Here is a 12450-nt window from a genome sequence, read left to right as displayed (position 1 = left end):
AGATAAGAGGTCGTTGCAGCTTTCAAAGAAACCCCAAGGCGGAGCCTTTCCAGGTCTGTCCGGTTGATCCGGGCAGGCCTGGTATTGTTTCGCAGCGGGCGCCGATGCCAACAGGCATCCCGGCCTTCATTCTTCAAAAACAGCGAGGCAGGCAGGTACCACAGATTGCCGGTGTTTTCCGGCATGAAGATAAAAACCGCTATTTTTGGACCATTATAATTACCGGATCATGCGTATTGTAAAAGAGATAGCGGGGAGGATTTGTGCGGCCTGGGCATTGGTTACGTTTATTGTGACCTTTATTCTTGTATTGCCCTTCGCATTTGTTTCTTACCTGTTTCCGGAGCCTGCTTCCACGGCCTACTTTATTAAGGTGTCGAGAATATGGATGCATATATGGTTTTTCCTGATCGGCTGCCCGATACGCGTGCGGGGAACAGCGCATTTTAAAAAGGGCGCGGGATATATTGTGACCTGCAATCATAATTCACTGCTGGATATTCCCCTTTCTTCGGCCTTTATTCCCGGTCCCAATAAGACGATTGCCAAAACCAGTTTTGCCAGGATCCCGGTCTTTGGATGGTATTATACAAAAGGGTCCGTACTGGTTGACCGGAAAAGTGAAACCAGCCGCAAGCGGAGTATTGAGAAGATGAAAGCCGTGCTCCGGCAGGGCATGCATATGTGCATTTATCCCGAGGGTACGCGCAACCGTACAAAAGAACCGCTGAAACCCTTTTATAACGGCGCCTTTAAGCTGGCAGAGGATACCGGGCATTCCATCGTTCCTGCAGTGATCCTGGGTACCAAGCAGGCCGTTCCGCTCAATAAACCCTTTTTCTTTTTGCCCCGAACGCTGGAGATCCATTTTTTAAAACCGGTTGAAGTAAACGGAAGGAATGCAGCCGCGCTGAAAGAAGAAGTGTTCAATATTATGAAAGCGCATTTGGAAGTTTGAGGATCTGGATCCTGATCATTCGGTAGTGAAAATTTGGTAATGTGGAAAATGTGGAAATACATCAGGCATGAAACCCGGCCCAACGTTGAACTCTAAACTTTAAACCTGGAACTTCCTAATACCGCGGTCCTCCGTTAAAGAAGGAACGGTTGCGGTTGATCTTCAGATCCTGGAGCATTCCTGATTTGGGACTGATGGTGAAGTTGTAGTATTTATAGATCCCGACAGGAGAAACACTGGCCGAGAACTGCCAGCAGTGAAGATCGCGCGAAATGGTAAACCCAACCGTCTGGATCTGCTTGGTCTTAAAATCATAGGCACCATTTACATTAAAGTTCCATTTTGGGGTCAGGTTAAAGCTGCCGCTCAGGTTAGTGCTGGAGTTGATGCCATTGCCTGCATAGGCGCCGGAAGTGGTAGTGGGCCTGCTGTAGGTGAGTGAGTACGAAATATTGAAGGACCAGGGAGTATTGAAATCTACAAATTCAGCGGGGTTCTGACGCATATACTCCATCAGGCGCTGCTGATCACCCTGCAGCATGGGGTCATTCATTTGTTTGTTCATAGCCTCATCCCGTTGCTTGGCTTTATTGGCATCCTTCGGCTTGCTTTGGAAACTGGTGCTCATGGTAACGCTGGCATTGGTAAGCGTACCGATATTGAACCGCCGGCCCTGCCAGGCATATTCGTCAAATTTGGGTATCCCGTTGGCATCCAGCTTGTAAGGCATAATGGTACCATTCGCGCTCAGGTTGATCTTTTCAAAAAGGTTGGTCCTGAAATAAATATTGAACGGTGCAAGCCGGGGACTGAGCGAATCTGCAAACAGGTTATAAGAGGAGTTGATACCAAAACCTTCGATCAGGCGTATCTTTTTAAACCCGTTCTCGTCTACCCCGCTGTTGCTGGCCGTTTCGCTGTCGGTACTGTCGGACTCTGCCTTCTTCTTTTTCTTAGCCTTTACTTTCATTTCCAGGTTATTATCGATCCCGAAATTAAAGCCTCCAAACCTGCGGGGTTGATAGGTGGGGACTGGAGAATAAGACAGTCCCGCCAGCTTATCGTAATAAACTGTAGACAAACTATCGTTCACCCTGTTCCTGATGGTCACCGGCTGAAAATTGTTCTTGTTGATATCCGGTGTATAGTTCAGCGATATGTTGGGGCGGATCACGTGCCGGATCCCCTGTATCCGCTTGTTGTGGAACTGGTAGGTACCATAAAGGGCCGTATTCAGGCTGATGCCCATGCTCATCTGTTTCCGCAAACCAACGCCGTGATCCATTCTTGCGATAACGGTGTCATAGACCACTGTCTCTCCGAACTGGTTTGGACCCTCCAGTGTTTTTACCTCGTAGTTCGCGATCCGGCTTACCATAGTCTGCGAGTAAGAGATAGAGGGGGATATCATTAAGGCCCCGCCAAGGACGGGCGGCAGTGAAAGCGATATGGGAATGCTCTGGTTGGCGTTCCACTGCAGCGTGTCCCACATGCGTGCAAATGCATTCTTATATTGGTTCAGACCCCTGAGGGAGTCGCGCACCCGGTCGGCATACTCGTAATAAGACATGGAGTTCTGGAAACCCGTCTGGAAGCCGATCCCCAGTTGCTCATACCATTTTTTTGAGCCGCCTGAATTTTTTTTCTGAAAAGGGTAAACGGTGTTTACCGTAAACGCCATGTTCGGAAAATTAAAGGTGACGAGGCGCTGTGCGTTGTTCTGGTTATGGTTGAAGCTGGCGGTAAAGTTAAACGGTTTGTCCTGCCAGGTTTTGGCATAGGTGATAGACGAGCCGGCCGTATTATTGGCCAGGTTCAGCAGGTTGCTGTTGGGTACGTTTTCGTTATACCGCGTGGAACTCATGTTCACATTAGCGGAAAAGGTAACTCCCGGCCTGGAACGGCTGTCGGAAGAGTGCGACCAGTTAAGCGTGTACGTGCTTACCTTCGAAAAATCCGGGTCGCCCTTGAAATTGCGCCGGGTGCGCTGTAATCCAAAGTTCATGGATCCCTGGTACCGGTATATTTTCCGGTAAGTGGGCTGCACGTTCACCATCCAGCTGCCATAAGAGTAGATATTCCCGTAGGTCTGTACATCCCAGTGGTCGTTGATCACCTGGTAGTATCCCAGGCGGGAGAGCCCCAGCCCCATCTGATCATTGCGCTCAAAGGAGGGCGACATCATCCCAGAGTGGCGCCCCTGCGACAGGGGATAAAAACCGAACGGGAGGTAGATGGGCACCGGAACGGAATCAAACTCGGGTCGTACTGCCCCGGTAACCGCCAGTTTTTTATTGATGATCTTGGCCCGGCGCGCCCGGAAGCCAAAGTGCGGATGATCCAGGTTACAGGTGGTAAAAAAAGTGCCCTGGCCGTACATGGTGCGTGCATCGATCTTTTTTGCAATCTCGGAGTGCACATACATTTCGCCTTGCTGGGTGATGGTACCCTTGGTGATCCCCTGCTGCGTTTTTATATTGTACTCCATGCCCTCGCTTTTATAGGCATCCTGCCCCTGCTTCATTTCCGCATAGCTGGATATTTCGCCGGCACTGTCCCTGCCGGCTTTTGCGGTTACAATATGTTCCATCTGGTCGATCCCGATTTCCGGAGCGGTCAGGGTCATATCAAGATATTCCGCTTTGGCGTCGCCATAAAGATTGATCTTCTTGGAATCGAGAAAACCGACAATGGAATCCTTTCCCGAATAGTTAACCGGCCCGGAAAGGGTATCTTTGGACACTTTCAGCCGGAACCTGCTGGTTTTGGGGATGGCCGAGGTATCGCTCTCCAGTTTGGCAGAATCGGCTATCTTTAGGCTGTCTTTTGCCGGGATCGTGTCTTTTATGGATTTTTGAGGAACGGTGTCTTTCTGAAACAGCAGGTTTTCCGCCCCGGTAAGATCCGGAACGGCAAAAGCGCTTACGCCTTTTTTACCAGCCAGTAATATCATAGCTGTTAGAAAAGGGACAACAAAATAAATTCTTTTAAATTTGCGCATTAGGGTTTAAGCCAAAGTACGGCGCAAATGTATAAATAACATAGTAAAGATTTTGTGAAGCTTGAAACTAAAAGTCAGATATTACTTCGAAGCGTGAAAAAATTATGAAAAAAATTGTAATTCAGTCAGTTCTATTTATACTTTCAGTGAGCAGTTTTTCCGGTATTGCTGCGCAGCAGGGCACATCAGGCGCCAAATCCGGAGTGGTGAAAACGATTATTGTGGATGCCGGGCATGGAGGGAGCGACCCCGGGGCCGACGGCCTTCAGACCACCGAGGCAGCCATTACCCTTCAGGTGGCACGGAAGCTGGCTACTGCCATGCGGGCCCAGCTCAACGGTATTAATATCCTGGAAACCAGGACCACTTCCGCACTGCCGGGAGGCTTGTCCAATGCTGTGGCGGCTAACCGGTTCCGGGCCGATTTTGCCAACCGCAACAACGGCGACCTCTTTATTTCGCTGCATTGCAATGCTGCCGGAAGGCGTCCCGGGGGCTGGTATATAAAAAAAGTAATAGGCCGGGAAGCGCATACAAAGACGGTGACCGTAGGAAAAGGCAAAAAGAAAAAGAAAGTCAAAAAGACCTATTATGTTAATAAGTATGAAGACGTTTGGGTCGAAAATAAGGCAAGAGGTACCGAAACCTACATCTGGGCTGTGGGAAAGAATGAACAGAAGGTTAACTCCATGAAGAATATCGATGATGAGGATAAGGACTATTATAATGAAGAGACCGGCGATGGCTCGGATGCGCCCCCGCTGCCCGATGTCAATGACCCCGCAGAACGGGTTCGTATGCTGATTTATGCACAAAACTATTTCCGGAAGAGTTATTCCCTCGCTGCGCTGGTGGAAAAGAACTTTATTGCCGGGGGACGCCTCAGCAGGGGGGTGCAGCAGCGCAATCACAAGGGGATCTGGGTGCTGCAGGCTACCGGTATGCCGAGTATCCTCGTTGAAATGGGCTTTATCAGCAACAAAGAGGATGAAGCTTACCTGATGAGCTCCGATGGACAGGAAGCGATTGTGAATAGTATTCTTGCCGCAGTTAAGACCTATATTGAAAAATACAGCAATGTTGCACCAGGCTCCCTGGCAGCTGCGGACAGGGCCGAGTAGCCGGTTTTAACCTCAGGGTTGTACAAAGAATTAACGATTCCGAAGGTGAGTTTTTTCCATAAATACGCTGGTTTTTAATTTTTTCGGACGTTATTTGCAATATAATCGGAGTTAATTGGCTTCAGAGAGAATTTAAACCATGTTTCAATGAAAATATCAAATGAACTTAAAGTAGGAGTTTTAGCTGTATTAGCTATTACGGCCCTAATATTCGGGTTCAGATTTTTGAAAGGGAAGGATATTTTTAACCATAACCCCAAGATTTACGCCATTTTTAAGTCGGTAGGCGGGCTGGAAAAGTCCAATTTTGTAAAGATCAACGGACTCACCATCGGAGCGGTTTATAAAATTGAACCCTCGAATGCAAATATTGACTCTGTAAGGGTAACCCTCAGCATTACGGAGGATGTGAACATACCCAGCAACTCGGTGGCTTATATTTCGGGAAGCCTGCTGGGCGCGTCCGAAGTGGTGATCGATAAGGGGAGTTCAACCCAATACCTGGGGGATGAGGACCGGGTCAATACCAAGGTGGAAGAAGGCCTGTTGGGAAATCTCTCTTCAGAAGCCAAACCGCTCATGGGAAAAGTAAAAACCGTGGCTGATTCGCTGACCCTGTTATTGTCAAACGTCAACAATACGCTTGATGTATCCACCCAGCGGAACCTGCAGGAAGCGATCGCCCATCTGAAAAATACGGTGGCCTCCCTCAACCTGTTGCTTACAAGTGTGCAGAAACCCCTGGCAGCCTCGCTGGACAATATGAGCGTATTTACAGAATCGCTGAAGCGTAACAACGGTAAAGTGGACCAGATCCTCGGAAATGTAGATACGCTGACCAAAAACCTGTCCGCACTACAGCTGCAGCAAACGATGGATACCTTAACATCAACGGTAGCGGCATTGCGTAACACGGTTAGCCGTATATCAAGCCCGGAGGGCAGCATCGGTGCGCTGATGAGCGACCGCCAGCTTTATAACCGTCTTAATGAAGTGGCGCTGAGCGCGGAGATCCTGCTGGACGACATCAGGGTACATCCCAAGCGCTATGTGAATATCTCTGTTTTTGGCAAAAAAAATAAAGCAGGAGCGCTTACGGCGCCTGCGATAAAGGACACTGTTCCTCAATAACATGCACAATTCTTTTTTTAAGAGATCCTGCTTTTTCTTCCTGCTGCTGGCATGGGTAGGCGCCCTCAGGGCGCAGCAGCCCGGGCCGGCGGCTGCCGGCGGCTCTGCGCCGGTCGACATTATACACGCCGACAGCCTTTCGCTAAAAAAAGCGGATGACAGCACCAATCTTACCATCCTGGTGGGCAATGTGGTCATGAAGCAGGGCACCACCACGTTCAAATGTGACCGTTGTGTGCGCAACGACCGCACCAAAACCTTTGAGGCCTGGGGCAATGTGCACATCAATGATTCGGACACCACCAATATTTATTCGGGGCATTTGCGCTATCTTACGGATAAGCAGATCGCCTACCTGGATAAGAACGTAAAGCTGACCGATGGCCATGCCACGCTTACCACGCCGGACCTGGAGTATAATATGACCACTAATATCGCTACTTATAAGAACGGGGGAAAAGTGGTGAACCAGCGTACCGTTATCACCAGTAAGGAAGCGTTTTACTATACTGATATTAAAGATGTCTATTTTAAAAAAAATGTACTGGTCAACGATCCGGGCTACCGGATCACGACCGATTCACTGTTGTATAATACAGAGAACCAGGTAGCCCGCTTTATTGCACTTACGCATATAAAGGATAGTACCAATGCATCCATGGATACCCGCGAAGGGTATTATAACCTGAAAAACGGCGATGCCCGTTTCGGTCAGCGTCCGCTGATCAATGATGGTAAAGGAGTAACGATAGAAGCGGACCAGGTGTCCCTGGACCAGGGATTTGCAAAGGCCGAAGGAAATGCGGTGGTGATCGATACGATCCGCAAAACAACCATTATCGGTAACCTTATTTACCAGAACCGGGTTACGGAGGCGGTCCTGGCCACGCTGAAGCCCCTGATGATCATACAGCAGGGAGGCGATTCGATCTTTATTACAGCCGATACGCTGTTCAGTGCCAAGCTGACCGACCTGTATGTGATATCCCCGGCGCTGGGTGGTGACAGTATAAAAGCGAAACCCGATACCCTGAGCCACGGAACGCAGGATTCACTGGTGGCAGGGCCGGCAGCGTCCGCTGCAAATCTGGCTGCAGCTCCGGCGGTGGTACCGTCAGTCCGGGATTCGGCGGCGATAAAAACAGCCATCACGGCTGCCGGGAAAAAGACGCTCCCGCTGCCTTCCTCAACGGATCCGGAGCATAAAGCAGCTGTCAGGGACAGTGTGCCGGGCAAAGCCATTACCGATGTACCCAAAGTACTGGCCAAGACGGTAAAGGATACGGCAGCCCGGGCCGGCGGCAGAGGCATACAGCCGGCAGCCAAAACATCAGCAAAGACCGCATTGTCATCAAAGGGGGCGGCAGCCAACGACAGCACCAACCGGTATTTTGAGGCATTTCATCATGTAAGGATCTACAGCGATTCGGTACAGGCCATTTGCGACAGCCTGTTCTATTCTTTTAAGGATTCTACCTTCAGACTGTACCAGGATCCGGTGGTATGGGGGAATGCCAGCCAGATAACGGGGGATACCATCATGCTGCATACCCAAAACAAACAGATACATCATTTTGAGGCCTACAAAAGAGGCTTCATGATCAACCGTATTGAAGACCAGGCCTATAACCAGGTAAAAGCTACCCGTATGGACGGTTATTTTACGGATGGCAATATGGATTCGGTCAGGGCAAAAGGTTCAGCGGAATGTATTTACTATGCGCAGGACGCAGACAGCGCCTATATTGGGGTGAACCAGACCAAATCAGATATCCTGGACGCCTATTTCTCCAATAAACAGCTGCAAAAAGTTGTATTAAGGACGGATGCCAGTGGCACCCTTTACCCCCTGAAGGACAAATCCCCGGAGGAGATGCGCCTGCCTGACTTTAAATGGCGGGAGGCAGAAAGGCCGAAAACAAAATATGAGTTGATGCAATAACCGGCCGCGCGGTGAGACCTGTTTGGTCTTGATACCGCGATTGCAGACCTGTCGGGCCTGCTTTGGATGGGATGCTGTTTCAGGCTTTTTTATCCGTTACGATGTACCATTCCCTGCCGTTGATAATTTCAATGTGCCAGATCCATTCAGCAATATTAAAAGAGGTTGCTTTGCCCGCTAAATGGACAATGGCATCTGCTGTAAAACTGATATTGTTCAAAAAAGCCGACTGGTGAGCATCCTTTTCAGGCCGCCGGGCCCTGTCATCAAAAATTACTCTCATGGCTTCATTGCGCTGCTGGCAGCGCTGTATAAATATACATTATAAAAAAGGCGGATCAAAATTTTTCTATGCAGGGCCCGCACCCGCACATTCCATGCAGCGGCCGGCAGGGGTACCATTCCCCCTTCGCGATGCTTCCGGGGATCCCCTTATCCCATCCATTTCCTGTATCTTTACGCCTCATTAAAAAAAAGCAACAGGAACATGCAGGCATCATATAAACAACCGGATGAGCAGGGGTATTATGGAGCATTTGGAGGAGCTTACATTCCGGAAATGTTATACCGGAACGTAGAAGAACTGAGGGGAAATTATTTAAAGATCATGGCAGAGCCTTCCTTTCAGCAGGAATACCGGCTTTTGCTTACAGATTATGCCGGGAGGCCGACACCGCTTTATCATGCAGCCCGGCTGAGCAATAAATACCAGACCAACGTATACCTGAAACGGGAAGATCTTTGCCATACCGGGGCACATAAGGTCAATAATACCATTGGCCAGATCCTGGTAGCAGAGCGGCTGGGGAAGAAACGCATTATTGCAGAAACCGGTGCCGGTCAGCATGGGGTGGCAACGGCCACCGTATGTGCGCTGAAAGGGCTGGAATGTATCGTGTATATGGGGGAAAAGGATATTGAACGCCAGGCGCCCAATGTGGCCCGGATGAAGATGCTGGGCGCTACCGTGATCCCCGCTAAAAGCGGCAGTAAAACCCTGAAGGACGCTACGAATGAAGCGATCCGCGACTGGATCAATAACCCGAACGATACTTTTTATATTATAGGTAGTGTGGTAGGACCACATCCCTACCCGGATATGGTAGCTCGTTTTCAAAGTGTGATCAGTAAAGAAATAAGGACTCAGCTGGCGGAAAAGACCGGCTCAGAGCTGCCCAGCGCGGTTATTGCCTGCGTGGGCGGCGGCAGTAACGCTGCAGGCACCTTTTACCATTTTTTGGATGAACCTTCGGTAGGTATTTATGCAGTGGAAGCGGCGGGTTGTGGTATCGATACCGATAAAAGTGCAGCAGCCACTCAACTCGGAAAACCCGGTATCCTGCACGGCAGCAGAAGTTTCCTGATGCAAACAGAAGATGGCCAGGTAGAGGAGCCCTACAGCATTTCTGCGGGGCTGGACTACCCGGGTATCGGCCCGATGCATGCCAACCTGTTTGTGACCGGCAGGGGTAATTTTTTGAATGCTACCGACCAGGAGGCACTGGATGCTGCATTTGAGCTGGCTAAACTGGAGGGGATTATCCCGGCGCTGGAAAGTTCCCACGCACTGGCGGCACTTAAGAAAGTATCCTTTGCAAAAGACGACAATATTGTTATTTGTCTCAGCGGCCGGGGCGACAAGGATATGGAAACCTACATGAAAGCCATGGGGCAATAAAGATGTAACTTTATTGGATAAATTGTAAAACAATGGGGCTGGTGTACGCGGATATAGAATTGATCAATGCAGCGGATCTGGAATTTGCCAAACGGCATGTGATCGGCGAAGAGGAAGTAAGGCGCATGCGTCTGAATATTTTGGTGGATTCCGGTGCCTATATGATGGCCATCAATGAAACCATCCAGTCGCAGCTGGAATTACCTTTTGTTGAAAAACGTAAGGTACAGCTGGCCAGCGGCCAGGTAGTGGAATATGATGTGGTAGGCCCGGTTGACGTACGTTTTGCCAACCGGAAGGCGCTTTGCAGTGCTTTTGTATTGCCGGGTGATCGCGAACCACTCCTGGGCGCTATTCCTATGGGGGAGATGGATGTATTGATCCACCCGAAAAGACAGGAACTTGTGGTAAATCCGGAGCACCCTAACTACGCCGTTTTAAAAATGAAATGACTGAAAAAAGCGAAAAAGAATTTTGATGAGCCGATTAAAAGAACTATTTGAGCGAAAAGAACGGAACGTATTAAACGTATATTGTACCGCGGGTTTTCCAAGCCCGGAAAGTACCCTGCCGGTTATGGAAGCGCTGCAGGAGAGCGGCGCCGATATCATTGAGCTGGGGATGCCCTATAGCGACCCGCTCGCAGATGGGGAAGTGATCCAGAACAGCAGCACCATCGCCCTCAGGGGCGGAATGACCCTTTCCCGGTTATTTGAGCAGCTGAAGGAAATGCGTGCCCGCGTCCGGGTTCCTGTAGTGCTCATGGGGTATATGAACCCGGTGCTGCAATATGGGTTTGAAAAATTCTGTGCAGATGCGGCTGCCGCCGGGGTAGACGGGCTGATCCTTCCGGATCTGCCTCCTTTTGAATTTGAGGCTTCTTATAAAGTCATCATAGACCGGTACGGACTGGATTTTATTTTCCTGGTAACGCCCGAAACTTCAGAAACACGGGTGCGGCAACTGGACGCGCTCAGCAGCGGGTTCCTTTATGCCGTGTCCTCTTCCTCTACCACCGGCAACGAAAAAGACTTTGCGGCAGTGGAGGCCTACCTGGAACGGTTGAAAAGCTACCAGCTTAAGAACCCGGTACTGGTGGGTTTTGGTATAAAGGACCAGGATACATTTTCCAGGGCCTGTAAATATGCAAACGGTGCCATCATCGGCTCGGCCTATATAAAAGCGCTGGAAGGTAAAACAGAAGTTGCAGCCGCTACCCGCGATTTTATCCGGAATGTGCTGGGCTGATCCATCCCCCTGCAACAGGTGGGCCCGGTAAGCTGCATTTATTAATGTTTTGCTAAATTGTTGTTACAGTGCCTGCCATCTGTAGCTATTTACGTCACGTAATCAGTTGGTTGCAGTAATTCCCGGTTTGTTGCCGGGTGTATCTGCCATAAAAAGCGCCAACAAATAAAACAGGATCTTGTTTCACTGGGAGGCATGGTTATTGAAGAATGAAGTGTCCCAAAAATTATTGAGTTAAATGAATAAAATCAGTCTTTTTCTTGCTTTGGTGTTGCCGGTTTGTGCAATGGCTCAAAAGCTTACATTAACAGGAACTGTAACGGGGTTGCCCGACAATACCCCGGTGATATTAATCGATCTTGAAAATGGCTCCTCCAAATTGGGCGAAGCCAGGTCGAAAGCCGGGGGCTTTGTGCTTACCGGTAAACTGGAAGCGCCCACGATTTTGGGGCTGATGGTAGGGGATACAATGAAGACGGCTGTATTCCTGGGAAATGAAAAGGTAAAAGTTTCCGGATCTGTGAAAACAAAAATGGATGACTGGAAATTTACCGGATCCAAAACACAGGATGATTTTACCGAATTCCAGGATCAGTTTATCCCCAGATTTGAAAAGGTCAACCAACTGGGAATGGTATTGCAGTCGGGCATGGGCAGTGATAGCCTGAGTAATGCTATGAAAAGCCAGGTAGATGATATTCAGAAAAATGTAGATCTCTTTATCAGCAAACATCCGTCATCGCCGGTGAGTGCAATGGTGATCTTATCAACCATCGGTTTTACAGAAGATATTGCCGTTCTTGAAAAACGGGCAGGCAGTCTTACCAGAGAAGCCATGGCTACAGCCATGGGCGGCCAACTGAAAAAGGCGCTTATTGATGCCCGCTTTAATGCAGTAGGGAGCGTAGCCATCGACTTTATGCAAAAAGATACCCTGGGTAAGGATGTATCACTGGCCCAGTTCCGTGGTAAATATGTACTGGTCGATTTTTGGGCAAGCTGGTGCGGACCCTGCCGCAGGGAGAATGTGAACCTGGTAAAAACGTTTCAGAAATATAAGGATAAGAATTTTACCGTATTGGGCGTGTCGCTCGATGAAGAAAAGGACCGCTGGCTCGCAGCTATCAAAAAGGATGAGCTGGCCTGGACCCAGGTCAGCGACCTGAAGGGGTGGGAAAATGAAGTGGCCCAGAAATACCGGATCACTGCTATTCCCCGCAACCTGCTGCTGGGGCCGGATGGAAAGATCCTGGCCAAAGATCTCAGGGGTGAGGACCTGGATCATAAACTGGCGGAGCTGCTGGATAAATAGCCGGAGCAGGGGATCTGCTGCATTTTTCAGTAAGAAGCTGTTGAGAAACGGATCAGCAT

The 12450-nt window shown here is 49.4% G+C and carries 10 protein-coding genes; 8 read left to right on the top strand and 2 right to left on the bottom strand.

Annotation, left to right across the window (positions count from 1 at the left end):
• The first annotated feature begins 205 nt into the window (after nt 1-205).
• Nucleotides 206-958 (top strand): lysophospholipid acyltransferase family protein, encoded by a 753-nt coding sequence (locus BLS44_RS12340; protein WP_245729197.1) that lies wholly within the window; start codon nt 206-208, stop codon nt 956-958.
• 115 nt (nt 959-1073) lie between these two features.
• Here the strand turns inward: BLS44_RS12340 and BLS44_RS12335 are convergent, their stop codons facing one another.
• Entirely contained in the window at nt 1074-3911 is a 2838-nt protein-coding gene (locus BLS44_RS12335; RefSeq protein ID WP_245729196.1) for a putative LPS assembly protein LptD, read from the bottom strand.
• Between the two features lie 152 nt (nt 3912-4063).
• Here BLS44_RS12335 and BLS44_RS12330 point away from each other — a divergent pair, with 152 nt between their 5' ends.
• The 3 genes from BLS44_RS12330 (at nt 4064) to BLS44_RS12320 (ending at nt 8153) form a co-directional block, all read left to right on the top strand.
• On the top strand, nt 4064-5080 hold the full coding sequence (locus tag BLS44_RS12330; RefSeq protein ID WP_090390393.1) for an N-acetylmuramoyl-L-alanine amidase family protein: 1017 nt from the start codon (nt 4064-4066) through the stop codon (nt 5078-5080).
• A 147-nt stretch (nt 5081-5227) separates the two neighbouring features.
• Complete coding sequence (locus tag BLS44_RS12325) at nt 5228-6211, top strand: MlaD family protein (RefSeq protein WP_090390392.1); 984 nt, start codon at nt 5228-5230, stop codon at nt 6209-6211.
• Between the two features lies 1 nt (nt 6212).
• Complete coding sequence (locus BLS44_RS12320) at nt 6213-8153, top strand: OstA-like protein (protein ID WP_090390391.1); 1941 nt, start codon at nt 6213-6215, stop codon at nt 8151-8153.
• A gap of 79 nt (nt 8154-8232) precedes the next feature.
• Here the strand turns inward: BLS44_RS12320 and BLS44_RS12315 are convergent, their stop codons facing one another.
• Nucleotides 8233-8436, bottom strand: coding sequence for a hypothetical protein (locus BLS44_RS12315; RefSeq protein WP_090390390.1), 204 nt, complete (start codon nt 8434-8436; stop codon nt 8233-8235).
• 204 nt (nt 8437-8640) lie between these two features.
• Between BLS44_RS12315 and trpB the strand changes: the two genes are divergently transcribed.
• The 4 genes from trpB (at nt 8641) to BLS44_RS12290 (ending at nt 12391) form a co-directional block, all read left to right on the top strand.
• Nucleotides 8641-9831, top strand: a complete 1191-nt coding sequence (trpB, locus tag BLS44_RS12305; RefSeq protein ID WP_090390388.1) for a tryptophan synthase subunit beta — start codon at nt 8641-8643, stop codon at nt 9829-9831.
• 32 nt (nt 9832-9863) lie between these two features.
• The gene (locus BLS44_RS12300) at nt 9864-10283 is read left to right on the top strand and encodes a pepsin/retropepsin-like aspartic protease family protein (protein ID WP_090390387.1); all 420 of its coding nucleotides are present in this window, start codon (nt 9864-9866) and stop codon (nt 10281-10283) included.
• 25 nt (nt 10284-10308) lie between these two features.
• The gene (gene trpA / locus BLS44_RS12295; protein WP_090390386.1) at nt 10309-11079 is read left to right on the top strand and encodes a tryptophan synthase subunit alpha; all 771 of its coding nucleotides are present in this window, start codon (nt 10309-10311) and stop codon (nt 11077-11079) included.
• A gap of 238 nt (nt 11080-11317) precedes the next feature.
• Nucleotides 11318-12391: a TlpA disulfide reductase family protein gene (locus BLS44_RS12290; protein ID WP_090390385.1), complete on the top strand. Its 1074-nt coding sequence runs from the start codon at nt 11318-11320 to the stop codon at nt 12389-12391.
• The last annotated feature ends 59 nt before the right edge of the window (nt 12392-12450 follow it).

It is taken from the genome of Niabella drilacis (assembly GCF_900101395.1).
GTDB classification, from domain to species: domain Bacteria; phylum Bacteroidota; class Bacteroidia; order Chitinophagales; family Chitinophagaceae; genus Niabella; species Niabella drilacis.
Note: the sequence above shows the minus strand (reverse complement) of the source record. Positions and strands in the feature narration are given on the sequence as shown.